At 65.0% G+C, this 24,486-nt stretch carries 24 protein-coding genes; 13 read left to right on the top strand and 11 right to left on the bottom strand.

From position 1 onward, the window contains the following. Positions 1-20: 20 nt before the first annotated feature. From polA to ACSFA3_RS13085, 3 genes are read left to right on the top strand one after another with little or no spacing between them, the layout of a single operon-like run. Positions 21-2,816 carry a DNA polymerase I gene (gene polA, locus ACSFA3_RS13075; protein ID WP_435505870.1) on the top strand — a complete coding sequence of 932 codons (2,796 nt, stop codon included), beginning with the start codon at positions 21-23 and terminating at the stop codon, positions 2,814-2,816. Between the two features lie 47 nt (positions 2,817-2,863). Then, positions 2,864-4,180: a M20/M25/M40 family metallo-hydrolase gene (locus ACSFA3_RS13080; RefSeq protein WP_435505871.1), complete on the top strand. Its 1,317-nt coding sequence runs from the start codon at positions 2,864-2,866 to the stop codon at positions 4,178-4,180. Positions 4,181-4,226: 46 nt separating this feature from the next. Further along, the gene (locus ACSFA3_RS13085; protein ID WP_435505872.1) at positions 4,227-4,739 is read left to right on the top strand and encodes a copper chaperone PCu(A)C; all 513 of its coding nucleotides are present in this window, start codon (positions 4,227-4,229) and stop codon (positions 4,737-4,739) included. A 25-nt stretch (positions 4,740-4,764) separates the two neighbouring features. On the opposite strand, the gene ACSFA3_RS13090 is transcribed toward ACSFA3_RS13085, so the two are convergent. Next, positions 4,765-6,003 (bottom strand): D-amino acid dehydrogenase, encoded by a 1,239-nt coding sequence (locus ACSFA3_RS13090; RefSeq protein ID WP_435505873.1) that lies wholly within the window; start codon positions 6,001-6,003, stop codon positions 4,765-4,767. Positions 6,004-6,120: 117 nt separating this feature from the next. Here ACSFA3_RS13090 and ACSFA3_RS13095 point away from each other — a divergent pair, with 117 nt between their 5' ends. From ACSFA3_RS13095 to ACSFA3_RS13110, 4 genes are all read left to right on the top strand, one after another. Further along, positions 6,121-6,999, top strand: coding sequence for a transporter substrate-binding domain-containing protein (locus ACSFA3_RS13095; protein WP_435505874.1), 879 nt, complete (start codon positions 6,121-6,123; stop codon positions 6,997-6,999). Between the two features lie 61 nt (positions 7,000-7,060). After that, positions 7,061-7,990: a dienelactone hydrolase family protein gene (locus ACSFA3_RS13100; RefSeq protein ID WP_435505875.1), complete on the top strand. Its 930-nt coding sequence runs from the start codon at positions 7,061-7,063 to the stop codon at positions 7,988-7,990. Positions 7,991-8,086: 96 nt separating this feature from the next. Continuing rightward, the gene (locus ACSFA3_RS13105) at positions 8,087-9,013 is read left to right on the top strand and encodes a ZIP family metal transporter (protein WP_435505876.1); all 927 of its coding nucleotides are present in this window, start codon (positions 8,087-8,089) and stop codon (positions 9,011-9,013) included. Positions 9,014-9,099: 86 nt separating this feature from the next. Continuing rightward, positions 9,100-9,321 carry a hypothetical protein gene (locus ACSFA3_RS13110; RefSeq protein WP_435505877.1) on the top strand — a complete coding sequence of 74 codons (222 nt, stop codon included), beginning with the start codon at positions 9,100-9,102 and terminating at the stop codon, positions 9,319-9,321. Between the two features lie 27 nt (positions 9,322-9,348). On the opposite strand, the gene ACSFA3_RS13115 is transcribed toward ACSFA3_RS13110, so the two are convergent. The 3 genes from ACSFA3_RS13115 to ACSFA3_RS13125 form a co-directional block, all read right to left on the bottom strand. Continuing rightward, positions 9,349-10,254, bottom strand: coding sequence for a sulfurtransferase (locus tag ACSFA3_RS13115; protein ID WP_435505878.1), 906 nt, complete (start codon positions 10,252-10,254; stop codon positions 9,349-9,351). Positions 10,255-10,274: 20 nt separating this feature from the next. Then, positions 10,275-11,240, bottom strand: coding sequence for a DMT family transporter (locus ACSFA3_RS13120; protein WP_435506222.1), 966 nt, complete (start codon positions 11,238-11,240; stop codon positions 10,275-10,277). A 139-nt stretch (positions 11,241-11,379) separates the two neighbouring features. Then, positions 11,380-12,531: an aromatic ring-hydroxylating oxygenase subunit alpha gene (locus ACSFA3_RS13125; protein WP_435505879.1), complete on the bottom strand. Its 1,152-nt coding sequence runs from the start codon at positions 12,529-12,531 to the stop codon at positions 11,380-11,382. A gap of 199 nt (positions 12,532-12,730) precedes the next feature. On the opposite strand from ACSFA3_RS13125, the gene xseB reads away from it, so the two are divergent. The 4 genes from xseB (at position 12,731) to ACSFA3_RS13145 (ending at position 16,978) form a co-directional block, all read left to right on the top strand. Then, complete coding sequence (xseB, locus tag ACSFA3_RS13130; protein ID WP_435505880.1) at positions 12,731-12,997, top strand: exodeoxyribonuclease VII small subunit; 267 nt, start codon at positions 12,731-12,733, stop codon at positions 12,995-12,997. Then, complete coding sequence (locus ACSFA3_RS13135; RefSeq protein ID WP_435505881.1) at positions 12,994-13,923, top strand: polyprenyl synthetase family protein; 930 nt, start codon at positions 12,994-12,996, stop codon at positions 13,921-13,923. Before xseB ends, ACSFA3_RS13135 begins: the two co-directional genes overlap by 4 nt. Positions 13,924-13,951: 28 nt before the next feature. After that, a complete protein-coding gene (dxs, locus tag ACSFA3_RS13140) occupies positions 13,952-15,811 on the top strand; it encodes a 1-deoxy-D-xylulose-5-phosphate synthase (RefSeq protein ID WP_435505882.1) in 1,860 nt (619 codons plus the stop codon). A gap of 87 nt (positions 15,812-15,898) precedes the next feature. After that, complete coding sequence (locus ACSFA3_RS13145) at positions 15,899-16,978, top strand: TRAP transporter substrate-binding protein (protein ID WP_435505883.1); 1,080 nt, start codon at positions 15,899-15,901, stop codon at positions 16,976-16,978. A gap of 66 nt (positions 16,979-17,044) precedes the next feature. Here ACSFA3_RS13145 and ACSFA3_RS13150 read toward each other — a convergent pair whose 3' ends face one another. The 6 genes from ACSFA3_RS13150 to modA form a co-directional block, all read right to left on the bottom strand. Continuing rightward, positions 17,045-17,506, bottom strand: a complete 462-nt coding sequence (locus tag ACSFA3_RS13150; RefSeq protein ID WP_435505884.1) for a hypothetical protein — start codon at positions 17,504-17,506, stop codon at positions 17,045-17,047. Next, entirely contained in the window at positions 17,503-19,041 is a 1,539-nt protein-coding gene (locus ACSFA3_RS13155) for a TRAP transporter large permease (RefSeq protein WP_435505885.1), read from the bottom strand. Before ACSFA3_RS13155 ends, ACSFA3_RS13150 begins: the two co-directional genes overlap by 4 nt. Before the next feature lie 59 nt (positions 19,042-19,100). Then, positions 19,101-19,640 (bottom strand): TRAP transporter small permease subunit, encoded by a 540-nt coding sequence (locus ACSFA3_RS13160; RefSeq protein ID WP_435505886.1) that lies wholly within the window; start codon positions 19,638-19,640, stop codon positions 19,101-19,103. A 122-nt stretch (positions 19,641-19,762) separates the two neighbouring features. Then, entirely contained in the window at positions 19,763-20,449 is a 687-nt protein-coding gene (locus ACSFA3_RS13165) for a sulfate/molybdate ABC transporter ATP-binding protein (protein WP_435505887.1), read from the bottom strand. 13 nt (positions 20,450-20,462) lie between these two features. Further along, a complete protein-coding gene (gene modB, locus ACSFA3_RS13170; protein WP_435505888.1) occupies positions 20,463-21,116 on the bottom strand; it encodes a molybdate ABC transporter permease subunit in 654 nt (217 codons plus the stop codon). A gap of 40 nt (positions 21,117-21,156) precedes the next feature. After that, positions 21,157-21,939: a molybdate ABC transporter substrate-binding protein gene (gene modA / locus ACSFA3_RS13175; protein WP_435505889.1), complete on the bottom strand. Its 783-nt coding sequence runs from the start codon at positions 21,937-21,939 to the stop codon at positions 21,157-21,159. 76 nt (positions 21,940-22,015) lie between these two features. On the opposite strand from modA, the gene ACSFA3_RS13180 reads away from it, so the two are divergent. Beyond that, positions 22,016-22,840, top strand: a complete 825-nt coding sequence (locus tag ACSFA3_RS13180; RefSeq protein ID WP_435505890.1) for a TOBE domain-containing protein — start codon at positions 22,016-22,018, stop codon at positions 22,838-22,840. A gap of 11 nt (positions 22,841-22,851) precedes the next feature. On the opposite strand, the gene ACSFA3_RS13185 is transcribed toward ACSFA3_RS13180, so the two are convergent. Further along, positions 22,852-23,844: a formylglycine-generating enzyme family protein gene (locus ACSFA3_RS13185; RefSeq protein ID WP_435505891.1), complete on the bottom strand. Its 993-nt coding sequence runs from the start codon at positions 23,842-23,844 to the stop codon at positions 22,852-22,854. A gap of 149 nt (positions 23,845-23,993) precedes the next feature. Between ACSFA3_RS13185 and ACSFA3_RS13190 the strand changes: the two genes are divergently transcribed. Then, positions 23,994-24,476, top strand: a complete 483-nt coding sequence (locus ACSFA3_RS13190; protein ID WP_435505892.1) for a (2Fe-2S)-binding protein — start codon at positions 23,994-23,996, stop codon at positions 24,474-24,476. Positions 24,477-24,486: the final 10 nt, after the last annotated feature.

Below are 24,486 nucleotides of genomic sequence, written 5' to 3' on the forward strand. Positions count from 1 at the left end.
CGCGCGGGCAAAATGCCCCGATGACCGACAAGAAAACGCTGCTGCTCGTCGACGGATCGAGCTATCTCTACCGTGCCTTCCACGCCATGCCCGACCTGCGGGCCGTTCCCGGCGATCCGGCGAGCCCGGCCACCGGCGCGATCCGCGGAATGATCAACATGATGCAGGCGCTGCGCCGCGAGGTGCGCGCCGACTACGCCGCCTGCGTCTTCGATGCGCCCGGCAAGACCTTCCGCGACGACTGGTATCCCGAGTACAAGGCCAACCGCTCGCCGATGCCCGACGACCTGCGCAACCAGATTCCGCCGATCCACGAGGTCGTGCGCCTTCTCGGCTGGCCGGTGCTGCACGTGCCGCTGGTCGAGGCCGACGACGTGATCGGCACGTTGGCCAAGACCGCCGCGCTGCAGGGCATCGAAGTGATCGTTTCCAGCGGCGACAAGGACATGAGCCAGCTGGTCGACGAGCACATCACGATCATCGACACCATGAACGGCAAGAAGCGTGACGTGGCCGGCGTCACGGCCGAATTTGGCGTGCCGCCATCGCTGATGGTCGACTACCAGACGCTGGTCGGCGACACGGTCGACAACGTGCCGGGCGTCGACAAGGTCGGCCCGAAGACCGCCGCCAAGTGGCTGCTGCAGTACGGATCGCTCGACGCGCTGGTTGCCAGCGCAGGCGAGATCAAGGGCCAGGCCGGCGAGAACCTGCGAAAGGCGCTCGACTGGCTGCCGCAGGGCCGGCGGCTGGTGACGATCCGCACCGATTGCGATCTGGGCGAGCACATCGTCGGCCTGCCGTCACTCGACGGCATCGCCATCGGGCCGCAGCAGGTCGATGCGCTCAAGGCGTTCTACGAGCAATACGGCTTCAAGAGCCTGGTCAGGACGCTCGAAGCGCACGCCGTGCCGCCCGAGATGCTGGAGCAGAACAAGAAGAAGAAAGGCCCCGAAGCCAGCGGCGACCTGTTCGACGAACCGAGTGCCGAGGAGGCCGCCGAGAAGGTGTCGAACCTCGCCTACGACACCGTGCTGACCTGGGAAATGTTCGATGCGTGGCTGGCGAAGATCGAGGCCGCCGACCTGGTGGCGGTCGATACGGAAACCACGTCGCTCGACGCGATGCGTGCGGAGATCGTCGGCCTGAGTTTCAGCGTGACGCCCGGCGAAGCCGCCTACATTCCGCTGACGCACGACTATCCGGATGCACCGGCGCAACTGCCGCGCGACGAAGTGCTCGCGCGCATGAAGCCGTGGTTCGAGAACGGTGCGCGCAAGAAGCTCGGCCAGCACGTCAAGTACGACCGCCATGTGCTGGCCAACCACGGCATCGAAGTGCAGGGCTACGCGCACGACACCATGCTGCAGAGCTACGTGCTCGAGGTCCACAGGCCGCACGGTCTCGCGAGCCTGGCCGAACGGCATCTGGGTCGCAGCGGCATCGACTACGAGGATCTGTGCGGCAAGGGAGCCAAGCAGATACCGTTCAGCCAGGTCTCGATCGAAAAGGCTGCCGAGTATTCGTGCGAGGACAGCGACCAGACGCTCGACGTGCATCGGGTGCTATGGCCCCAGGTGCAGGCCGACGATAAGCTGCATTACATCTACCAGCTGGAGATGGACAGCAGCGAGGCGCTCTACCGCATCGAGCGCAACGGCGTGCTGATCGATGCCCCGACGCTCGCCACACAAAGCCATGCGCTCGGCACGCGGATCATGGAACTGGAGACGGAGGCCTACGAGCTCGCCGGCCAGCCGTTCAACCTCGGCAGCCCGAAGCAGATCGGCGAGATCTTCTTCACCAAGCTCGGCCTGCCGGTCATCAAGAAGACGCCAAGCGGCGCGCCGAGCACCGACGAAGAAGTGCTGGAGAAGCTGGCCGACGACTATCCGCTGCCGGCCAAGATCCTCGAACATCGCGGCCTTTCGAAGCTCAAGGGCACCTACACCGACAAGCTCGGGCAGCTGGCGAATCCGCGCACCGGCAGGGTCCACACGCACTATGCGCAAGCCGTGGCGGTGACCGGGCGCCTGAGCAGCAACGATCCCAACCTGCAGAACATCCCGGTGAAGACCGCCGAAGGCCGGCGCGTGCGCGAAGCTTTCGTGGCGCCGGCGGGCAGCGTGATCGCAAGCGCCGACTATTCGCAGATCGAGCTTCGAATCATGGCGCACATCAGCGGCGACGAATCGCTGCTGCGGGCCTTCACCGAAGGCATCGACGTGCATCGTGCGACCGCGTCGGAGGTGTTCGGCACTGCGGTCGACCAGGTGTCGAGCGAACAGCGCCGGTATGCGAAGGTCATCAACTTCGGCCTGATCTACGGCATGAGCAGCTTCGGTCTGGCGAAGAACCTCGGCATCGAGACCAAGGCCGCAGCGTCGTACATCGACCGCTACTTCGCACGCTATCCGGGCGTGAAGCGCTACATGGACGAGACGCGCCAGAGCGCCAAGGAAACGGGCTACGTCGAGACGGTGTTCGGTCGCCGGCTCTACCTGCCCGAGATCAATTCGCCGAACGGCCCGCGTCGCGGCGGTGCCGAACGTGCAGCCATCAACGCGCCGATGCAGGGCACGGCAGCCGACCTGATCAAGCTCAGCATGGTCAAGGTACAGAACGTGCTGGACGAAGAGAAGCGCGCCACGAAGATGATCATGCAGGTGCACGACGAACTGGTGTTCGAAGTGCCCGAGGCCGAGATCGATTGGGTGCGCTCCGAGATTCCGCGCCTGATGGCCGGCGTCGCCGAACTCAAGGTTCCGTTGCTGGCCGAATTGGGTGTCGGGCCCAACTGGGACAAGGCGCATTGACCGCGCAGCAGTTTTTTTTGCAGATATCTCTCAGGACTTTTCAGACAATGACCGTGCATCCCCTCCATCGACTCGCCGCAGCCGCGACGCTTGCCATCGTTTCCATTGCTGCGATCGCAGTTGCGCCCTCCGCGATGGCCGCGCCCGATGCGCGCATCGCCGCGCTGGCAGCCAGGGAGAAGCAGCCGCTGCTCGATTCGCTCTCGCAACTGGTCGGCATCGAATCCGGCAGCCGCGACCTGCCGGGGCTCGACAAGATCGCCAACCTCATCGCCGAACGTCTGCGTGCGCTCGGCGGTCAGGTCGAGCTGATCGAGCCCGGCAGCGCTGCATCGCCTGATGTCTACCGCATGGAAGACACGCCGGAGAAGCTGGGCAAGATCGTCAAGGCGACGTTCAAGGGCACCGGCACCAAGAACATCATGCTGATCGCGCACATGGACACCGTGTACCAGCCCGGCATGCTCGCAAAGCAGCCGTTCCGCATCGAGGGCGACAAGGCTTTCGGTCTGGCTATCGCGGACGACAAGCAGGGCATCGCCGTCATCCTGCATTCGCTGGCGATGCTCAAGCAGCTCGACTTCAAGGAATACGGCACGCTGACCGTGCTGATCAACGCCGACGAGGAGATCAGCTCGCCGGGTTCGCGTGCGCTCATCACGCAGCTCGGCAGCCAGCAGGATGCGGTGCTGTCGCATGAAGGTTCGTACGTCACCGAAGACAAGCTGTCGCTCGCGACCGCAGGCATCGGCTCGGTCTCACTCAAGGTGCAGGGCAAGGCGTCGCATGCCGGATCGGCGCCGGAAAAGGGCGTGAACGCGTTCTACGAGATGGCGCACCAGGTGCTGCAGATGCGCGATCTGTCCGACCCATCGACCGGGCTCAAGATGAACTGGACCGTCGCGCAGGCTGGCACCAATCGCAACGTGATTCCCGCGACTGCGACAGCCGGTGCCGACGTGCGCGTGACCAAGGTCGCCGACTACGACCGTGTCGAGAAGGAAATCAACGAGCGCGCGAAGAAACAGCTGATCCCCGATGCCAAGGTCGAGGTGAAGTTCGAGCGTCGCCGTCCGCCGCTCGAATCGAGCGCGGCATCGATGGCGCTGGCGAAACACGCGCAGGGCATCTACGCAGAGATGGACCGCAAGCTGGCCGCCGACGACAAGGTCGCGGGCGGTGGCACCGATGCGGCCTTCGCCGGCCTGTCGACCAAGGCCGGCGTGGTCGAACGTTTCGGCCTGCAGGGTTACGGCGCGCATTCGGCCGATGCCGAGTACGTGCTGATCGACTCGATCGAGCCGCGCCTCTACCTCGTCACGCGGATGGTGATGGACATCTCGCGCGGTGCGGTCGGTCGATAATCGCTGACCCGGACATCGCGTTCAACGAACATTTCAAGAGCCCGTCATGCAATCCAGTACCCGTCACGCTTTCCAATCCATCCTGCTGGCTGTCGCTGCGCTCGCCGCCGCCAGCGCGCAGGCGCAGGTCACCGTCAAGGACGCGTGGGTGCGAGCCACGGTGCCGCAGCAGAAATCGACCAGTGCGTTCATGCAGATCAGCGCTGCCAAGGACACGAAGCTCGTGTCCGTGAGCACGCCCGTGACGCCGCTCGCCGAAGTGCACGAGATGGCGATGCGCGATGGCGTGATGCGGATGCGCCAGGTGGCCGGCGGCATCGAACTTCCTGCGGGCAAGACGGTAGAGCTCACGCCGAGCGGGCAGCACATCATGTTGCTCGATCTGCCGCAGCAGGTGAAGGCGGGTGAGAAGGTGCCGCTGACGCTGGTCTTCGAAGACAAGAGCGGCAAGCGCGAGACGCAGCAGGTCGAGGCGACCGTGCGTCCGCTGAACAGTGCGGCAGCGTCGGGCGCGAGCGGCGCTTCGATGCCGGGCATGCACGGCGACCACAAGCACTGACGCCTGACGCCTGACGCCGAGGCAGCTACGCCGCCGAGGTCAGTGCCTGTCCCAGCAGCCGCGCCGAACCGAAAGACAATGTGAAGCCGAGCGCACCGTGGCCGACGTTGAACAGGACGTTGCCCGGTGCGCCGCGCTGTCGGCCGATGATCGGCAGAGCCGTTGGCGTCGCGGGGCGCATGCCGGTCCACGGATGCAGTGCCACGTCGCCGCCAGCCGGCATCGCATCCGGAAAGACGCTGCGCGTCGCGGCGACGAGTGTCTCGATGCGTTCGGCCGGAATCCGCGCGTCGTGCCCGACGAGTTCCGCCATGCCGGCCACGCGCAGGCGCGATCCGATTCGCGCGAAGACCACCTTGCGCGAGCTGTCGGTGACGTTCACGCGCGGCGTCCCGGCCGAGGTGCCGACGTCGACCGTGATGCTGTAGCCCTTCAGCGGATAGACCGGCAGCGAAATGCCGAGCGATCGTCCGAGCTTGTGCGATGCGCTTCCAGCGGCCAGCACCAAGGCATCGGCCTCCACGCTGCCAGGCCCGTGCCGTCCGTTGGTGCGCACGGCGGTCAGGCGGTCGCCGCGGATATCGAATCCGCTGACATCGGTTTCCAGCATGAAGACGACGCGGCGTTTGCGCAGCGTGCGCTCGAGCTCGGTGCAGACCTTGAGACAGTCGGCCGCACACTCGCTCGGCGTGTAGACCGCGCCGGCGATGCCCGACCGGTAGCCGGCGAGCGCGGGTTCGAGCGCGATGCATTCGTCCTGCGAAACCACCCACTGCTCGCTTCCCAGATCGCGCTGCAGGTTCAGCTGGTGTTGCGCGCCGAGGAGCGCCTGCTCGCTGCCGTAGAGCACCAGCTTGCCGGTCGCGGAGAAGTCGCAGTCGGGCCGGACGTCAGCACGCATCTCGTCGAATGCCGTCCGGCTCAGCGCGGCGAGCACCAGCAGCTGTTTTGTAGTGGCGCGAGACGTGGCGCCATTGCATGCAGCCAGGAACTGCACCGCCCAGCGCCATTGCAGCGGGTCGAGTTGCGGACGCAGCTTGAGCGGCGAATCGGCTGACAAAAGCAGCTTCGGCAGCTGCTTCCAGATGGATGCATCGGCCAGCGGTTGCACGTACGAATAGCTCAGCTGCGCGCCGTTGCCGCCGCTCGCGCCGCTGCCGGGTGCGGCCGCCCGCTCGATCACCGTCACGCGGTGGCCGAGCCGCTGCAGCTCCCAGGCCGTGGCGAGCCCGACGATTCCGGCGCCGAGAACACAGACATGCATGCGTGCTTTCCTTGCTGGCTTGATTGTTGCGCCCGGTATGCTGCCGGAACGAACAAGTTTTTACACTGTTCTCTCGAAGTTTTGTCATCGATCATCAATGCGTCCCGAAAGGCCCGAATGAAACTCTCCTTCCTGATGACCGCCATCCTGCTGACCGCCACAGGCGCACAGGCTGCCGACACGCTCGCCAAGGTGGCGTCGTCGAACAAGATCACGATGGCCTACCGCGAATCGTCGGTGCCGTTCAGCTATCTCGACGGCCCGAGCAAGCCGATCGGTTTCTCGGTCGATCTTTCAAATGCGATCGTCGCTGCGGTCAAGCAAAAACTGGGCAAGCCCGACCTCGAAGTCAACTGGATGTCGGTCACTTCGCAGAACCGCATCCCACTTTTGTCCAACGGCACCATCGACGTCGAATGCGGCTCGACCACCAACAACACGGCGCGGGCCAAGGACGTGGCGTTTGCCGTCAACCATTTCTACACCGGCACCCGCCTCTTGGTGAAGAAGACCGCGAACGTCAAGGACTATGCCGACCTGAAGGGCAAGAAGGTCGCGATCACCACCGGCACGACCAACATGCTGGTCGTGCGCAAGTACAACGAAGAGAAGAAGCTGGACCTCGACATCCTCGCAGCCAAGGACCATGCCGACGCGCTGCTGCTGGTCGAGAGCGACCGTGCCGCCGCGTTCGCAATGGACGACATCCTGCTATATGGCCTGCGCTCGAATTCGAAGAATCCTGCAGAGCTCGAAGTGGTCGGCGAGGCGCTGCAGGTGGAGCCCTACGCCTGCATGCTGCCCAAGGACGACCCGCAGTTCAAGGCGCTGGTCGACGGCGTGATCACCGGCATGATGAAGTCGGGCGAATTCGAGAAGCTTTACAACAAGTGGTTCCTCGGCCCGATTCCGCCGAAGAACCTGCCGATCGGCCTGCCGTTGAGCGACGAATTGCGCCAGAACATCAGGACCCCTTCCGATAAGCCGGCGACCTGACCGGGGTTTGGTAATCGCCTAGAGTCGGAAGCGTTCCATCCCGCCTTCAACCGGAGTACCCATGCCAAGTTCAGACGACCGCTTCGCAGACAACCAGACCGCTTCCGATCTTCGATCCGAATTCGATTCGCTGCGCCCCGGCGAAAGCAAGGACGGCGGTGCAACGCGTCGGACGGCACTGAAGGCCGCGCTCGGCGTCGGCTATGCCGCATCGACGCTGCCGATCTCGGCGCAGACCGCGATCACGACATCGTCCGAAGGCCTGAAGGCCGGCGCGGTGAAGTTCACGGTCGCCGGTTTCGACGTGCCGGCCTATGTCGCCGCGCCGGCCGGCAAGACCGGTCTGCCGGTGATCCTGGTGATCCAGGAAATCTTCGGTGTGCACGAGTACATCGCCGACACCTGCCGCCGGTTCGCGAAGCTCGGCTACATGGCCATCGCGCCGGACATGTATGCGCGGCAGGGCGACCCGAAGAGCTACACCGAGATTCCAAAGCTGATGAGCGAGATCGTATCCAAGGTGCCCGACGCCCAGGTGATGGCCGACCTGGACGGCGCGTTGCAGTACGCGGCGGCGCATGGCGGCGACGTGTCGAAAGCCGGCATCACCGGCTTCTGCTGGGGCGGCCGCATCGTGTGGCTCTACGCAGCGACAGGCAAGGTCAAGGCCGGCGTGGCTTGGTACGGCCGGCTGGTCGGACAGCCGAGCGAGCTAACGCCTCGCCATCCGGTCGACGTGGCCGCGCAGATCCAGGCGCCGGTGCTCGGCCTGTACGGCGGAAAAGACCAGGGAATCCCTCTTGACACGGTTGATAAGATGAAAACGGCCCTTGCCAGCGGTTCCGCCGCAGCCAAGGAATCCCAGTTCGTCGTGTACCCCGAAGCGGGCCACGCGTTCCATGCCGATTACCGGCCGAGCTACATCAAGGAGCCGGCCGAAGACGGCTGGCGTCGCGCGGTGGCCTGGTTCAAAGCCAACGGCGTCGCCTGATCCTGCAATTTGCCGGAAGGCGGCGCAGTGAGCCGCTTTCCCCCAACGAAAGCCGTCCCGATGGACGGCTTTATTTTTTGCAAGAGAAGAAGAACCATGGACCTGTTGGCCATCATCGTCGCCACGCTCGCAGCCGGCACCGGAAGCGTCTGGATCGCTGCGCTGCTCATGCGCTTCGGCGTGCGGACCGGGGGCGGCGGCGTCAATCCGCAGCATCTTCTGAGCCTTGCGGCCGGCGCGTTGCTGGCAACCGCCTTCATGCATCTGCTGCCGGAAGCGTTCGAAGGCGGCGTGGAGCCGTCGCGATTGTTCGCGGTGCTGCTGTTCGGGCTGGTGTTCTTCTTCCTGCTCGACAAAGCCGAACTCTGGCACCACGGGCATGAGCACCATCACATCGACGTCGAGTCGGAGGAGGGCCATGCGGCGAAGCACGGGCAGGAGCCGCACGATCACGGCCACGCTCATGCTCATGCGCACGGGCCTCGCGTCGGCGGATGGACGGTGCTGACCGGCGACAGCGTGCACTGCTTCGGCGACGGCATCCTGATCGCCTCGGCTTTCATCGCGGACATCCGGCTCGGCATGGTCGCGGCACTGGCGGTGCTTGCGCATGAAGTACCGCACCATATCGGCGACCTGATCGTGCTGCGCCAGACGTCGTCCGATTCGCGCGCCGCGCTCGTCAAGGTGTCGCTTGCCGGCACGATGACCGTGCTGGGCGGACTGGTCGGGTGGTGGCTGGTCGACCAGTTGCACGGCCTGTTGCCGTATTTCCTGGTGTTGGCCGGCAGCAGCTTCGTCTATGTGGCGCTGGCCGACCTCATACCGCAACTGCAGAAGCAGTTGCCCGCGCAACAGACGGCAGCGCAGATCGCTTGGCTGATCGCCGGCATCGCGCTGGTCACGGTGGTGAGCCAGCTTGCGCATGCAGGGCACGATCACGAGCATGGCCACGAGCACGGCGGGCATGATGCACACACGCAGAACCGGACGCAGGCGATTTCCGACGCGAATGCGGCCTGATGGGCGTTGCAAGCCGGTTGGATGAGGTGCAGCATGCACCTTCACTCTCCCATTCGGACAACGTCACGATTTCCAGGACCATCGCCATGAATTCTTCAGATCCAACCCTCCGTACCGGCGCGTTTTCGCCCGAGGACGACAACGACGGCGAAAGTCCGCTGGGCGATGCCTTCGATGCACCGGAAAATTCCGCTCCCGAAGAGCTTGAAGACGAAACCGGCATCGACCTGACCGATGCCAGCGATCTCGATGCCGACAACGTGACTGCCGACGAGGAGCAGGGCCGCGTCGTTCAGGCACCGGACTGATTCACTGCATAGATCGTTCCGTTGGGGTCAGGGCTCCGGGCCTTGTCGCGAGGGCAATCCCGGTGTGTTGCTCCATGCGCTCCAGCTGCCTGCATACAACGCGGTCGGCGCAAAGCCTGCGATCTGCATCGCAAGCAGATTCGGAACGGCACTGACGCCGCTTCCGCATTGGTGGACCACCGTCGACGGGTCGCGATCTCCGAGCAACGCGGCGAACTCGGATCGCAATTGCGCTGCCGGTTTGAATTTGCCGTCCGGACCGAGGTTTTCACCGAAGGGTCGATTGAGCGCGCCGGGAATGTGGCCGGCGATCGGGTCCAGAGGCTCTACCTCGCCTCGATACCGGGCACCTGCACGTGCATCGACGACCGTTTGTCCCGGCCGATCCAGCTGCTTTGCCACTTCTTCGGTTCCGACCAGTTTCACCAGCGAATCACCGGTGACGTAGTTGGACTGGAAATGGCCTGCTTCCTCTTCGCCGGTCACTGCGCCTCCAGCGGCTTCCCACGCCTGCAGCCCGCCGTCCAGCAAGGCAACCGCATCGTGGCCCATCCATTTCAGCATCCACCACAGCCGCCCGCAGTAATTTGCGCCGTTGCGGTCGTAGACGACTGCCTGCATGTCGTTCCGGAAGCCGACGCTCGACAGCCACTCGGCAAATCTCTCGCGACTTGGCAACGGATGACGTCCGCCCGACGCCGGCAGGCCCTCGTCCTGCGCAACCAGGACGCCGTGCTTGCCCGGAGCGCCGTGGCGTGCGCTCAGGTCGGTGTCGAGGTTCGCGTAGACGGCGCCGGGAATGTGCGACGCCGCATACTGCGCCTGGCCGGACGCTGGCTTCATGAGGTCGAAAGTGCAGTCGAAGACCATCGTCGGTGTGCCTGCGGTCTGCAGGGCCTGGAGGTCTTCGGCGGAAATGAGCGTGGTGTACATGCGCGATGCTCCTGATGTGGCTAGTGTTCTTCGGCCGGTGCTTTGGGCAGCGAGCGCTGGCGCAGGAAGGTGGCTGCGACACCGCTGGCGATGATCAGCGCCATCCCGGCAAGGCTGCCGGCGTCGATGCGGTCGCCGAAAAGCGCAACGCCGAAGATCGCCGAGAAAATGATGCCGGAATATTGCAGGTTTGCAACCAGCAGCGTACCGCCGGCAGTTTTCGCCGTCGCATAGGCGCGCGTCATGCAGAGCTGGCCCAGCGCCGCCAGCACGCCGACCGGCAGCAGCCAGAGCGTGTGGCCCCAGGTCCATTCGTCGATCGGAGTGAAGCCGGTGAACAAGGTCGCAATCAGGCCCGCCACAGCGGACCCGACGGCGAAATAGAACACCGTCCGGGCCTCGGGTTCGCCGAGCTTCGACAGCGCCACGACCTGCATGTAGGCGAAGGCAGCTGCCATGCCCGAGAGCAATCCGACCATGCCGGCGAAGCCCTGGCCGTTGCCCGTACCGCCGCTTCCGCTACCGCTTCCGCTACTTCCATGTAGGCCGCCGACGTCGGGCTTGAGGATAAGGATCACGCCGATGAAACCTGCCAGCACCGTCAGCGCGAGCGAGCCCTGGAGCGGCGGCTTCGGCACAGTGCCGTCGCGCCCCGGCACCGGAACCCAGGCGATCAGTGCGCCGCCGATGAGGAAAGCCGCGATCCAGATGCTGCTCATGTAGTTGAGCGTCATGGCGCTGGCCAGCGGCAGATGCGCGATGGCGTAGAACCAGGCGCCGAGCGACAGTACGCCGATCGTGCTGCGCCACGCATGCATGCCCGGATACCGTGTCGCCAGCGAAACGCCGCGCGTGCGCGCCAGCACCCAGAGAAACACGATGCCGATCAGACCGCGGTAAAGCACCAGTTCGGCGCTCGAAAACCAGTCCGACGCGATCTTCACGCAGACGCCCATCGTCGCGAAGAACAAGGCACCCAACACCATCCACAAGGCTTGCACGAACTAGACAATCAAATAGAGAGAGGCGTGGAGGACGGCATTTGCCAGAGATACCGCGGAACGGGCTCCGCCCGGCCGCTGGTATCGCCCCCGGCAGGGGGTGGGAGAAGCGACACGAAGTGCGCTACGACCTGGGGGCGAGCTCCTTTTTATACCACTCGTGGAAGTGCTGCATGCCGTCTTCCATGGGGCTCTGATACGGGCCGGTTTCGTTGTCGCCGCGCAGCATCAGCGCACGACGACCGGCGTCCATGCGCTCGGCGATCTCGTCGTCTTCCACGCAGGTTTCCATGTACGCGGCCTGCTGTGCCTCGACGAACTCGCGCTCGAACGCGACGATCTCCTCGGGATAGAAGAACTCGACCATGTTCATCGTCTTCTGCGGACCGACCGGATGCAGCGTCGACACTGTCAGCACGTGCGGGTACCACTCGACCATCACATGCGGATAGCAGGTGAGCCAGATCGCCCCGTATTTCGGCGGCTTGCCGTCGCGGTACTTGAGCAACTGCTCCTGCCACTTCTGGTAGATCGGACTGCCGGCGCGGCCGAGCCGGTTGGCCACGCCCACCGTCTGCACCGAGAAATGCCTGCCGAATTCCCAGCGCAGGTCGTCGCAGGTCACGAAGCTGCCCAGCCCCGGATGGAAAGGGCCTACGTGGTAGTCCTCCAGATACACCTCGATGAAGGTCTTCCAGTTGTAGTTGCACTCGTGCAGTTCGACGCGGTCGAGTGCATAACCCGAGAAGTCGAGATCGGCGCGCGGACCAAGTCCGGCCAGATCGGTCGCGACGCTGCGACCGTGCTGCGCGCCGGCATCGCGGCTCTTCTCGAACAGAAGCCCGTTCCATTCCTCGAGCGGATAGTTGTGCAGGCTCAGGCACGGGTCCTCGTCGAAGTGCGGAGCGCCGATCAGCGTGCCGGTGGTGCGCGGATCGGACGCCGCGTAGGTCCATCGATGCAGCGGGCAGACGATGTTCCCGCCGGTGCGCGCATCGAGCGCGCCCCGACCCTGCAGGATCACGGCCTGCCGGTGACGGCAGACGTTGGAGATCAGCTCGACGCCCTTGGGCGTATGCACCAGCGCGCGGCCCTGCTGCTCCTGCGGCAGGGTGTGGAACATGCCCTGTTCGGGCACGGCCAGCCGGTGTCCGACATAGCGCGGTCCGTTGGCGAAAAGCGTCTGCAGCTCGCGGGCATAGAGTGCCTCGTCGAAGTACGCGGAAACAGGGAGTTGGCTCTGCGCCTGCTGCAGTTGAAGACTTAAATCAGACATGGGTGACCTGACCAAGCTCCCCACAGGGAGAAAAAGGAGAGTGAAGGCGCCATCCGAGACAACGGTGGCCCAAAGGACAAAGCCGGCTGGCGCCGGTCTGGGCGAAGGGAGGCATTGTACCTGCGGGGCAGTTGTATCGGAGCCGTCCTAAAATGACCCCGTTTCAACCCAACCACGACGGCTCATCCCAGTCTCCCGCATGCCCAAGGCGCCCCCTCTTTCATCCGCCGACCCCATGGCCTCGCCCGAAAACGCCGCCTTGCCGACCAGCTACGAAGCCGGTTTGCAAGAGCTGGAAAGGCTGGTTTCCGAACTTGAATCAGGTCAGTTGCCCCTCGATCAACTGCTCGGCAGCTATCGGCGTGGCGCAGCGTTGCTCGGATTCTGCCGGGACAGGCTGCAGGCGGTCGAAGACCAGATCAAGGTGCTGGACGCCGGGACGCTGAAGTCGTGGTCGGCCGAATGAACGCGACCGCACCCGCGCTCGCCGTGGCCTGGAACGCGGCGCGGCTGGCCGAGTGGAGCGATCCGCATCTCTCGCGTGTCGAGACTGCGCTGTCGCACTGGGTCGGCAACGATGCACCGGAGAAGTTGGGCGATGCGATGCGGTATGCAGTGCTCGACGGCGGCAAGCGGCTGCGTCCGCTTCTCGTGATGGCGGCGCGCGAGGCGGTCGCCGGCAACGAGGAAGCCGCGTTGCGGGCGGCGTGCGCCGCCGAGCTGATTCACGCCTATTCGCTCGTGCACGACGATCTGCCGTGCATGGACAACGACGTTCTGCGCCGTGGCAAGCCGACGGTGCACGTGCAGTTCGGCGAGGCCGATGCCTTGCTCGCCGGCGATGCGCTGCAGGCACTGGCCTTCGAACTGCTCACACCCGACGACGAAGCGGCCGTGCCGCCTGCGGTACAGGCGACGCTGTGCCGTCTGCTGGCGCGCGCGGCGGGCAGCCAGGGCATGGCCGGCGGGCAGGCGATCGATCTCGCCAGCGTCGGCCTGGCGCTCGACGAGGTCCAGTTGCGCGAGATGCATCGTCTGAAGACCGGTGCGCTGCTGCAGGGCAGCGTCGAGATGGGCGTGGCCTGCGGCGTCGGGGTGCGTCCGGAGACGATCGATGCGCTGCGCGATTACGGCGCCGCGCTCGGACTGGCGTTTCAGGTCGTCGACGACATACTGGACGTCACCGCCGATTCGCAAACGCTCGGCAAGACCGCCGGCAAGGATGCCGCGGCCGACAAGCCGACCTATGTTTCGCTGCTAGGTCTCGACGGCGCCCGCGAGGAGGCGCAGGTTCTGCTCGCGCAGGCGCTGGAGGCCCTCGATCGCAGCGGCTTGACCGACACCGGAGCGCTGCGTGCGCTGGCACGCATGGTCGTGGATCGCGACCGATAAGAAGAAGACGAGAGAACCTCAGGACCCCATGGCCCCATTGCTTCCCACACTCAAAGATCCATCGGCCATCCGCCAGTACGACCGCATTCAGCTCCGGCAACTCGCCGACGAGGTCCGTGCCTGCGTGCTCGACAACGTATCGCGCACCGGCGGCCACCTGAGTTCCAACCTCGGCACGGTCGAACTCACCGTCGCGCTGCATCACGTCTTCAACACCCCGCACGACCGCCTGGTCTGGGATGTGGGCCATCAGACCTATCCGCACAAGATCCTCACCGGCCGCCGGGAGCGCATGCCGACGCTTCGCCAGCTTGGCGGCATGTCGGGCTTTCCGCAGCGCACCGAGAGCGAGTACGACACCTTCGGCACAGCCCATTCGTCGACCAGCATTTCCGCTGCGCTCGGCATGGCGATGGCGGCCAAGCAGAAGGGCGAGAACCGGCACTCGGTCGCGATCATCGGCGACGGCGCGCTGACCGCCGGCATGGCTTTCGAGGCGCTCAACAATGCAGGCGTCTGCGACTGCCGTCTGCTGGTGATCCTGAACGACAACGACATGTCGATCAGCCCGCCGGTCGGCGCGCTCAACCGCTATCTCGCGCAGCTGATGAGCGGCAATTTCTATGCTGCGGCCAAGAATGTCGGCAAGAGCGTGCTGCGCAATGCGCCGCCGCTGTTCGAACTTGCCAAGCGACTCGAGCAGCATGCGAAGGGCATGGTCGTTCCGGCGACGCTGTTCGAGCAGTTCGGCTTCAACTACGTGGGTCCGATCGACGGTCACGACCTCGAATCGCTGGTGCCGACGCTCGAAAACCTGAAGCAGCTCGACGGTCCGCAATTTCTGCACGTCGTGACCAAGAAAGGACAGGGTTACAAGCTGGCCGAGGCCGATCCCGTGGCCTACCACGGGCCGGGCAAGTTCGATCCCAAGATCGGGCTCGTCGTGCCGACCGCCGTGCCGAAGAAGACTTTCACGCAGGTCTTCGGCGACTGGATCTGCGACACGGCCGCACAGGACGGTCGGCTCGTCGGCATCACGCCGGCGATGCGCGAAGGCTCCGGTCTGGTCGAATTCGAGCGACGATTTCCCGGTCGCTACTACGACGTCGGCATCGCGGAGCAGCATGCCGTGACGTTCGCGGCCGGGCTGGCTTGCGAAGGACTGAAGCCGGTGGTCGCGATCTATTCGACCTTCCTTCAGCGCGCCTACGACCAGCTGATCCACGACGTCGCGATCCAGAACCTGCCGGTAGTGTTCGCGATCGATCGCGCAGGTCTCGTCGGTGCAGACGGCGCGACGCATGCCGGCGCCTACGACATACCGTTCCTGCGCTGCATTCCCAACATGAGCATCGCGTGTCCGGCCGACGAGGCCGAGTGCCGTCAACTGCTGACGACCGCCTATGCGCAGAGCCATCCGGTGGCGGTGCGCTATCCGCGCGGCGCAGGCGTCGGCACCGTGCCGCACCTGACGCTCGAGGGCCTGCCGTTCGGTCGCGGCGAAATTCGTCGCGAAGGTTCGCGCATCGCGATCCTGGTGTTCGGCACGCTGCTGTACGCGGCGCTCGAAGCGGCTGAATCGATCGGTGCGACGGTCGTCAACATGCGCTGGGCCAAGCCGCTGGACGTCGAACTGCTGCTGAAGGTGGCGGCATCGCACGAGGCCATCGTCACGATCGAAGAAGGCGCTGTGATGGGAGGCGCAGGCAGCGCCGTGCTGGAGGCGCTGAGCGCAGCCGAATTGCTGCGGCCAGTGCTTCAGCTCGGTCTGCCGGATCTGTTCATCGAGCATGGCGATCCGGGCAAGCTGATGGCCGGCATCGGCCTCGATGCAGAGGGCATCGCGCTCTCTATCGGTAAACGATTCGGCGCCGATTCCGCAGGGTAAACCCCTGCGGGTCGGGGGTAGGCTCTTTTTACAATTACGGGGGCTCAAAAGGCCTGTTTTCCCCCTTGCAATCGGAGTCAATTTCCCATGGACCGTCGTTCAATCATCAAGAATGCAGGCCTCGCCGGCGTGCTGGCTGCCGGCATCGCGCCGGCAGTCCACGCGCAGGCCGCTGTGCGCTGGCGTCTCGCTTCCAGTTTCCCCAAATCGCTCGACACCATCTTCGGCACAGCCGAGGTGTTCTCGAAGAAGGTCAGCGAAATGACCGGCGGCAAGTTCCAGATCTCCGTGCACGCTGGCGGCGAGCTGATGCCGGCATTCGGCGTGGTCGACGGCGTGCAGAACGCATCGGTCGAAATGGCGCATACCGCGCCGTACTACTTCTACGGCAAGGACCCGACCTTCTGCCTCGGTTGCGCAGTGCCATTCGGCATGAACACGCGCCAGATGAACGCATGGATGTACGAAGGCAACGGTCTGAAGCTGATGCGCGAGTTCTATGCCAAGTACAACATCATCAATTTCCCGGGCGGCAATACCGGCGCGCAGATGGGCGGCTGGTTCCGCAAGGAAATCAAGTCGGTCGCCGATCTGAAGGGCCTGAAGTTCCGCACCAATCCGTTCGCCGGAAAGGTCCTCGAACCCTTCGGCGTGATCCCGCAATCAATCCCTGGCGCCGACCTGTACCCGGCACTCGAGAAGGGCACGCTCGACGCGCTGGAATGGGTCGGCCCGTACGACGACCAAAAGCTCGGCTTCAACAAGGTCGCGCCGTTCTACTACTACCCCGGCTGGTGGGAAGGCGGTCCGCAGCTGGACTTCTACATCAACAACAAGGCGTGGGAGAGCCTGTCGGGCGAGTACAAGGCGATCGTGGAAACGGCGGCTTCGCATGCCAACATCACGATGACGGCCAAGTACGACGCGCGCAATCCGATCGCGCTCAAGCAGCTGGTCGGCTCCGGTACGAAGCTGCGCCCGTTCACGGCAGACGTGATGAATGCGGCCTTCAAGTCGGCACAACAGATCTTCTCGGACCTGAACAACAGCAACCCGGAGTGGAAGAAGATCTACCCCGACTGGTCGAAATTCCTGGCCGACCAGAACGCATGGTTCCGCTTCACCGAAGGCACCTTCGACCGCTTCATGCAGCAGCAGAAGCTCTGATCCAGACGCTCCAAAAAGCAGAAAGCCCCTCGGGTCCGCCGTAGGGGCTTTTTTCTTGGCTAAGTTTCAGTCGCGTTGCATCGTGCGGCCAGCTTGGGCCGCGACGCGTTCGGCAAATGCCGTGAGCAGCTGCGGATCGGCCGAGTGGAACCAAGCGATCGCGCCGTTGCGCCTGCGCACGAGCAGTCGCGGCGCGATGATCTTCTGCAGCGGGCGCAGATGGACCAGCTTGAGTTGCGTCACTTCATTGGCATGCGCCCGGCGGTTCCATAGCCAGGTCTGGCTCAGCACGTCGCCTTCGAGACGCGTGCGGCTGTAGACGATCCACCAGCCCATCCACAGCACGCCGATGCCGGCCAGCGACAGCAGCGCCAGGCTGCCGGTCGACCACGTCGTGTTGCGCAACGCAGGCAGGCTCCAGAGCGCAAAACCGATCACGTCGACGACGATGACCACCGACAGCACGCGCAGCAGCGGCGGGTAGGCGGGACTTTCCAGCGCCGCCAGTACCGGCGATTTGTCCGTCATTGCTTCGGCGTCGCTTCGGGCGCTGGTTCAGGTGCTGGTTCAGGCGCCGGTTCGGCCTCCGGCTTCTGGTTGCCGAACGGGTCTTCCATGTTCATGCCGCCTGCGTCCGGCTCGCCCATTTCCTTCGGCATCTCGAGCTGAACCTTGTCTGTATCGACAACCACCGCCTTGTCGAGAAAAACGGTCACGGTCTGCGGGAAGAAGATCACGATGGCGACCAGCAGCAGCTGCATCAGCACCCAGGGAATCGCGCCGAGGTAGATGTCGCGGGACTCCACCTTGCGCGGCAATGCGCCGTTCTTGAACAGCGTGTCGGCGATGCCGCGCAGATAGAACAGCGCGAAGCCGAACGGCGGATGCATGAACGACGTCTGCATGTTCACGCACAGCAGCACGCCGAACCAGACCATGTCGATGCCGAGCTTGGCCGCGACCGGCCCCAGCATCGGCAGGATGATGAAGGCGATCTCGAAGAAGTCGAGGAAGAACGCCAGGAAGAAGACGAAGATGTTGACCGCGATAAGGAAGCCGATCTGCCCGCCCGGCAAGCCGGTGAGCATGTGCTCGATCCAGATCGCGCCGTCGACGCCCTGGAACACCAGCGAGAACACGCGCGAACCGATCAGGATGAACACCACCATCGCGGTCATGCGCATGGTGCCTTCCATCGCCTCCTTGAGCAGCGTCCAGTTGAGGCGGCGGTGGATCGCGGCGAGGATCAGCGCGCCGACCGCGCCCATCGCGCCGGCCTCGGTCGGCGTGGCGATGGCATGGTCCATGAAGGGCAGGCCGCCCATCGAACCGAGCACCGCGAAGATCAGGATCGCCGACGGAATGATGCCACGCAGGCACTTGCCCCACAGCGCCCAGCCGTGCAGCGTGCGCGCGGTAGGCGGCAGGCCCGGAACGTGGTCGGGACGCAGGCGCGCAACCATGAACGTGTACGCCGCGAAGATCAGAACCTGCAGGATCGACGGGCCCCAGGCGCCCTTGTACATCTGGCCGACGTCGGTGCCGAGCTGGTCGGCCATGACGATCAGCACCAGCGACGGCGGCACTAGCTGCGTGATGGTGCCCGATGCGGCCAGCACGCCGGTCGAATAGCGCATGTTGTAGCCGTATCGCATCATCACCGGCAGGGAAATCATGGCCATCGCGATGACCTGGCCGGCCACCGTGCCGGTGATGGCGCCGAGGATGAAGCCGACGATGATCACCGAGTAACCCAGCCCGCCGCGCACCGGGCCGAAGAGCTGGCCCATCGAATCGAGCATGTCCTCGGCGAGGCCGCATTTCTCCAGCACGGCGCCCATCAGCGTGAAGAACGGGATGGCGAGCAGCGTCTCGTTGCTCAGGATGCCGAACACGTTGAGCGGCAGGTTGGCCATGAAGCCGGCCGGGAACCAACCCATCTCGATGGCGATGAAGCCGCTGAAAAGACCGAGCGCCGAAAGCGAGAACGCGACCGGAAAGCCGATCAGCATGATCACGACCAGCCCCGCGAACATCATCGGGGCGAAATTTTCCATTTGCATGTCGGGTCCTGCGTGTCAGGCGGTGGCGGAGTCTGGGGAGAGGGAGTCGGCGTGCGGTGTCATTGCAGCGGCTTCTCGTAATGCGTGCTCATTTCGATGCGGCCTTGCAGATAGGCGACGCGCTTGATGATCTCGGCCACGCCCTGCAGGAACATCGCGCCGAAGCCGACCGGCATCAGCAGCGCGGCCGGCCAGCGGATCAGCCCGCCGATGTTCCCGGACATCTCGCCGGAGACGTACATGCGCCAGAAGAACGGCCAGGTGAGGTAGGTGAAGAGACCCATCACCGGCAGCAGGAAGAAGAGCAGGCCGAAGATGTCGACGTAGACAGGACCGTTGCCCTTCAGCTTGCCGTAGATGATGTCGACCCGGACGTGCTCGTTGTAGCGCAGCACGACCGGCGCGCCGAGCATCACGGTGGCCGCGAAGAGGTACCACTGGATCTCGAGCCACGAGTTGTTGCTGAAATCGAATCCGTAGCGGATCAGCGCATTGCCGGCCGATATCAGCGATGCGGCCAGCACGGCGACGCCGGCGAACTTGCTGAGCTTTTCGCTGATCCAGTCCATGACCGTCGCGAATCTGAGGAGTGCGGACACGTGTGTCTCCGTTGTCTGAGGGTGACGGCGCTTGCGCCGTGCAAAGCTCGCGATGGTAAGCCGCGCACCCTTTGCAGAACTGACAGTGGGCGGCGGGGTTTTCCCTGATCCGCACAGCGGATTCAACCGCTTTGCACGACCCGTCCGTGATCGAGGTGGACGACCGCCTGCGCCAGCGCTTCGACGTCCTGCGGATCGTGAGTGACCAGCAGCGTCGGCACGTTCACGCGCTCCAGCATCTCGGCGAGTTCCTTGCGCAGCCGCGTACGCAGTGTTGTGTCGAGTGCAGACAGCGGTTCGTCAAGCAGCAGCAAACTTGGTTGCGGCGCGAGCGCACGTGCGAGCGCGACCCGCTGGCGCTGTCCACCCGAGAGATGACGGGGCAGGGCGTCGCGCAGCTTGAGCAGGTCGAACTGCTGCAGCAGCGCATCGATGCGCATGCGATCGGCATCGCTGGTCTTCTGGCCCAGCCTGCGCACGCCGAATTCCAGGTTCTGCGTCACCGTCATGTGCGGAAACAACGCGTAGTCCTGGAAAACGAAACCGATGCCGCGTTCACGCGCGGGCAGGTCGATGCCGCGCACGGTGTCGAGCAGGCTGGCGCCGCCGATCCGCACGTGGCCGGCCGCATGCGGCGCGAGGCCGGCGATGGCCATCAGCACCGTCGACTTGCCGGAACCGGAGGCGCCCATCAGCGCGGTGCGTGCGGCGGTGGAGGTGAAGCGCGCATCGAGTTCGAAGTGACGGTCGCCGGAGTTCAGCGCGAGCTGGAGAGAGATGTCGAGTACCGGACATGTCATGTCGTTCATCGTCATGCCCGCCTCAATGCCGCGCCTGCAGCAATCGGCCCGAGATCACCAGCACGGTCATGCAGACCAGCGAGATCACCAGCGTCAGCCACAGCGCCTGCGCGTCGTTGCCGGCCTGCACGGCTTCGTACACGGCGATGGACAGCGTCTGCGTCTTGCCCGGCAGGTTGCCGGCGATCATCAGCGTCGCGCCGAATTCGCCCATCGCGCGTGCGAAAGCCATCATCAGCCCGGCCGCGATGCCGCGGATCGCCAGCGGCAGCGCGATGCGCCAGAAGACCTCGAACTCGCCCGCACCCAGCGTGCGCGCGGCATGTGCGAAGCGACCATCGACCTCTTCGAAAGCGGCGCGCGCGGCCTTGTAGATCAGCGGCAGCGACACCACCGATGCGGCGATCACCGCGCCCTGCCATGTGAACATCAGGTTGATGCCGAACCAGCGGTCGAGGTACTGGCCGAACACGCCGTTGCGGCCGATCAGCACGATCAGGTAGTAGCCGAGCACGGTCGGCGGCAGCACCATCGGCAGCATCAGAAAGGCGTCGGCAACATGCTGGCCGGCGAAGCGGCGGCGCGACATCCACCAGCCCAGGCCGATGCCCGCCGCGCCGGACAGAAGCGTGGCGAGCAGGGCGACCTTGAGCGTGAGCCAGAGCGGAGTGAGCAACGTGCGGCGTGCCTTTTTCCTGGCCTGTTTCCCGTACCGATCAGGGCTGCGAGAAACCGAAGCCTTCGAGGATCTGCTGGCCCGGCGCGCTGCGCACGAAAGCCACGAAGTCCTTGCCGAGCGCTGCGTTCCTGCTGGCGGCGATCTGGGCGATCGGGTAGCTGACCGGTGTCGTCGTCGGCACCGTGAAGGCGATACGCGTCTTGTCGCGTTCGATGAGCGCGTCGGTGCGGTAGACGAAGCCGGCATCCACCTCGCCGCGCGCGACGTAGTTGAGTACCTGGCGCACGCTTTCGCCGTAGATCCACTTCGGCTCCAGCGCATCGGCGAGGCCGGCCTGCCTGACCGCCTCGACCGTGTAGCGGCCGACCGGCACCGTGGTCGGCGTGCCGGTGGAAACGCGCTTGAAGGCCGGGCCGGCAAGGTCCGCGAGCGTGGCGGGTGCGGGCGAGGCCGGACCTGTGGCGGGCACGATCAGCACCAGCGTGTTCCTTGCGAAATCGGCGCGCGTGCCTTCGGCGAGCAGCTTGGCGGTGGCAGCGCGGTTCATGGTTTCCTGGTCGGCCGATGCGAACACGTCGACCGGCGCGCCTTGCTGGATCTGCGCAAGAAGCGGCCCCGAGGCAGCGAAGTTGAAAGTCACCTTCGCGCCCGGATGCGCTTTCTCGAAAGCCGTGCCGACGGCCTGGAACGCGTTGGTCAGGCTGGCTGCAGCCGACACGACGAGTTCCTGCGCCTGCGCCGCGCCGCCGGCGATCAGCAGCACGGCAACGGCTGCGGCGTTGCGCATCCAGCGGGAGGAGGTCTTCGTCGTCGGCGTCATGCGGCGGTCCTTTGGTTCGCTATTCAAAAACGGAATAGCGCGGATCATAGTCAAGGACACGACGCACAATCCGCGAATGTCTTCGATATCCCCAGCAGTCGCAAGTCGTTCGCCTCGCCCACCTCGCCCACCTCGCTATGGCGATGCGCTCGGCCACGGCGCGAGCGACAAGCGCATCGACATCCTGCGCGGCATTGCGCTCTCCGGCAGCATCTCGCAGGCCGCGCGCGAATCCGGGGTCAGCTACAAGGCTGCATGGCAGGCCGTCGACACATTGACCAATCTGGCGGGCGTTCCGCTGGTCGTGCGCGCGGTGGGCGGTGCCGGCGGTGGCGGAGCCGTGCTGACGGCGGAAGGTGTGCACCTGCTGGAACTGGCGGAGGCGCTCGATGCCGCGCGGCGCGAAGTGCATGCGCGCTGGTCGGCCAATGGGACGGGCGCCGCGCTGATTGCCGACACAGCCATGTCGCGAATGGCCGTGCGCACCAGCATGCGCAACCAGTTGCCGGCCGTCATCGATACGCTGGCCATTGCGGGACGCACCGTTCGCGTGCATATGCGACTCAGCGCCGAAGCGTCCATCACCTCTCGAATCACGCAGGAAAGCGCGGAGTTGCTCGGCCTGCGCGAAGGCTTGCCGGTGATCGCGTTGTGCAAGGCGACTGCGGTTTCGATCCAGCGTGTGGATGCCGTCATCCGATCTGGAGACGGCGGTGGCAACCGTCTGACCGGCAGCGTGACAGGCGTTCTTCGCAGCGAGAGCGGCGACGAGATCTCGGTCGCGCTGGAAGGCGGACTGCGGCTGGTCGGCTTCGCAGCGGACGGCATTGCCCTGCGTGTGCGAAACCGCGTGACGGCGACGGTAGAAGAGTCGTCCGTCGTGGTCGCATTGCCCGGCTGACCCTGTCGCGCCTAGCGTGCGGTCTCGCGAACCAGCCTGAATCCTTGCAGCGGATAGCGGCTTTGCGGCGTGTTCCAGTTCCTGAACGACGACCGCGCATAAAACGGCCATGTGTGCCAGGAGCCACCGCGCCGCACACGCACGTCGCCGTCTGCCGGACCCCGCGGATCGTCGACCGGCGACCGCGCGAAGTAATCGTCGGCGTACCAGTCGGCCGTCCATTCCCAGACGTTGCCGTGCATGTCGTGCAGACCGAAGGCGTTGGGAGCGAAGGTTCCTGCAGGCGCGCTGAAGGCGTAGCCGTCGCTTCGGGTCGTTGCATAGGTTTTCCAGCGTGGCCAGTTGACTGCCGCGTCAGGGTCGAAAAGGTTCGCACTACCGGCCAGGGTCTGCGGTGCGTCACCAGTGTTGAAGCGCGTCCGCGTGCCGGCGCGCGCGGCGTATTCCCATTCGGCTTCCGTCGGCAGGCGGTAGACGGCGCTTTCCTTCGCGCTCAGCCAGCGTGCCATTGCCACGGCGTCGTTCCACGTGACGTTGACGACCGGGTGATCTTCGCCCTGCGCGAAGCCGGGGTTGCGCCAGGAGTATTTCGGATTGCGGCCTTCGAACGCGTCGCCGTTGGCCGACGCAGCCGGGTCGTAGGCGGGATTGAATCCGAAGCCGCCGGTGCCGTCGGCTTCCGATTCGGCCACGTGGCCCGAACCTTCGAGGAAGCGCCGGAATTGCGCGACGGTGATTTCGGTGCGACCCATCCAGAACGCCCTGGTGATGCGCACCCGGTGCACTGGCGCTTCGTCGGAAAGTCCAGCGAGACGAGCTCGGTCATAGGCCGGGAAAGATGCTGCAAGGGTCTCTGGACTTTCGTCGCTGCCCATGAGGAATTCTCCGGCGGGGACGAGCGCGAATGCGATGCCGGCCGAATCGGTCAGCGTCGGCGCGCGCGAGGGCGCGCCGGCGCAGGCCACCAGCGCGACACAGGTCAGAAGAGTGCAAAAGCTACGCATGGGGTCCTCCTGCGCAATCCGCATGCCAGGGCGGCGGCATCGAAGTCTACGAGCCGCGCGCTGAGGGTTTTGCCTAGTCGGCCGCTCCGTTCTGGCGTCGAAGATGCCGGTTGAACGCTTCAGCCATCACCATCACGGAGACAGCCAACATGCAGGTTCCCTTCACGGTCAACGGACGCGCCGTCACGGTCGACGCGCCGCCCAACACCTTTCTGGTGCACGCGATCCGCGAGCACCTCCACCTCACCGGAACCCATGTCGGCTGCGACACGGCCCAGTGCGGTGCGTGCACGGTGCACGTCGACGGACGCGCGATAAAGTCGTGCAACGTGCTGGTGGCGCAGGTAGCGAACAAAACGATCACCACCATCGAGGGCATTGCCGAGCCGGACGGCACGATGCATCCGATGCAGGCGGCCTTCAAGGAGTGCCACGGCCTGCAGTGCGGCTACTGCACGCCGGGCATGGTGATGAGCGCCATCGACCTGTGCCACAACCATCCCGGCGCAGACGAGACAGAAATTCGTGCGCTGCTAGACGGCAACATGTGCCGCTGTACCGGCTACCAGAACATCGTGAAAGCGGTGCAGATGGGCGGTCGCAACATGGTGGCCCCAGCGGCTACCGCCTGAGGAGCACGAC

The sequence above is a fragment of the Variovorax glucosi genome (assembly GCF_051216695.1).
Classification (GTDB): domain Bacteria; phylum Pseudomonadota; class Gammaproteobacteria; order Burkholderiales; family Burkholderiaceae_C; genus Variovorax.

Excerpts from the sequence above, each read along its gene's own strand:
- polA (WP_435505870.1), top strand. The coding sequence starts at position 21 with ATGACCGACAAGAAAACGCTGCTGCTCGTCGACGGATCGAGCTATCTC.
- ACSFA3_RS13080 (WP_435505871.1), top strand. The coding sequence starts at position 2,864 with ATGACCGTGCATCCCCTCCATCGACTCGCCGCAGCCGCGACGCTTGCC.
- ACSFA3_RS13085 (WP_435505872.1), top strand. The coding sequence starts at position 4,227 with ATGCAATCCAGTACCCGTCACGCTTTCCAATCCATCCTGCTGGCTGTC.
- ACSFA3_RS13090 (WP_435505873.1), bottom strand. The coding sequence starts at position 6,003 with ATGCATGTCTGTGTTCTCGGCGCCGGAATCGTCGGGCTCGCCACGGCC.
- ACSFA3_RS13095 (WP_435505874.1), top strand. The coding sequence starts at position 6,121 with ATGAAACTCTCCTTCCTGATGACCGCCATCCTGCTGACCGCCACAGGC.
- ACSFA3_RS13100 (WP_435505875.1), top strand. The coding sequence starts at position 7,061 with ATGCCAAGTTCAGACGACCGCTTCGCAGACAACCAGACCGCTTCCGAT.
- ACSFA3_RS13105 (WP_435505876.1), top strand. The coding sequence starts at position 8,087 with ATGGACCTGTTGGCCATCATCGTCGCCACGCTCGCAGCCGGCACCGGA.
- ACSFA3_RS13110 (WP_435505877.1), top strand. The coding sequence starts at position 9,100 with ATGAATTCTTCAGATCCAACCCTCCGTACCGGCGCGTTTTCGCCCGAG.
- ACSFA3_RS13115 (WP_435505878.1), bottom strand. The coding sequence starts at position 10,254 with ATGTACACCACGCTCATTTCCGCCGAAGACCTCCAGGCCCTGCAGACC.
- ACSFA3_RS13120 (WP_435506222.1), bottom strand. The coding sequence starts at position 11,240 with ATGGTGTTGGGTGCCTTGTTCTTCGCGACGATGGGCGTCTGCGTGAAG.
- ACSFA3_RS13125 (WP_435505879.1), bottom strand. The coding sequence starts at position 12,531 with ATGTCTGATTTAAGTCTTCAACTGCAGCAGGCGCAGAGCCAACTCCCT.
- xseB (WP_435505880.1), top strand. The coding sequence starts at position 12,731 with ATGCCCAAGGCGCCCCCTCTTTCATCCGCCGACCCCATGGCCTCGCCC.
- ACSFA3_RS13135 (WP_435505881.1), top strand. The coding sequence starts at position 12,994 with ATGAACGCGACCGCACCCGCGCTCGCCGTGGCCTGGAACGCGGCGCGG.
- dxs (WP_435505882.1), top strand. The coding sequence starts at position 13,952 with ATGGCCCCATTGCTTCCCACACTCAAAGATCCATCGGCCATCCGCCAG.
- ACSFA3_RS13145 (WP_435505883.1), top strand. The coding sequence starts at position 15,899 with ATGGACCGTCGTTCAATCATCAAGAATGCAGGCCTCGCCGGCGTGCTG.
- ACSFA3_RS13150 (WP_435505884.1), bottom strand. The coding sequence starts at position 17,506 with ATGACGGACAAATCGCCGGTACTGGCGGCGCTGGAAAGTCCCGCCTAC.
- ACSFA3_RS13155 (WP_435505885.1), bottom strand. The coding sequence starts at position 19,041 with ATGCAAATGGAAAATTTCGCCCCGATGATGTTCGCGGGGCTGGTCGTG.
- ACSFA3_RS13165 (WP_435505887.1), bottom strand. The coding sequence starts at position 20,449 with ATGAACGACATGACATGTCCGGTACTCGACATCTCTCTCCAGCTCGCG.
- modA (WP_435505889.1), bottom strand. The coding sequence starts at position 21,939 with ATGACGCCGACGACGAAGACCTCCTCCCGCTGGATGCGCAACGCCGCA.
- ACSFA3_RS13180 (WP_435505890.1), top strand. The coding sequence starts at position 22,016 with ATGTCTTCGATATCCCCAGCAGTCGCAAGTCGTTCGCCTCGCCCACCT.
- ACSFA3_RS13185 (WP_435505891.1), bottom strand. The coding sequence starts at position 23,844 with ATGCGTAGCTTTTGCACTCTTCTGACCTGTGTCGCGCTGGTGGCCTGC.
- ACSFA3_RS13190 (WP_435505892.1), top strand. The coding sequence starts at position 23,994 with ATGCAGGTTCCCTTCACGGTCAACGGACGCGCCGTCACGGTCGACGCG.